The 264-nt window shown below is 37.5% G+C and carries 1 rRNA gene; it reads right to left on the reverse strand.

Going from position 1 to position 264, the window contains the following annotated elements:
* Window positions 1-173: 173 nt before the first annotated feature.
* Window positions 174-264 (reverse strand): 23S ribosomal RNA (locus LEQ07_RS19885); the annotation flags it as partial.

The following is a 264-nucleotide window of genomic DNA, read 5'->3' on the forward strand; positions in this document are numbered from 1 at the left end:
TGTTCGGAATGGGAACAGGTGTATCCTCTTTGCTGTAATAACCGCATAATCTTTATTTAGAGTTAGTACTCTAAAAACTGAATAACATTTGTAAGATTAAAATTCACCGTGATCATTTCGCCAACGTCTAAACATTCATATGCATTCATATTTATCCCGTTGCTCAAATAATCTTGGTCAAGTCCTCGATCTATTAGTATCGGTAAGCTACATACATTGCTGCACTTACACCTCCGACCTATCAACAGGTAGTCTTCCTGGGAT

Origin of the sequence: Paraclostridium sp. AKS73 (genome assembly GCF_025671395.1) — a bacterium.
GTDB classification, from domain to species: domain Bacteria; phylum Bacillota; class Clostridia; order Peptostreptococcales; family Peptostreptococcaceae; genus Paraclostridium; species Paraclostridium benzoelyticum.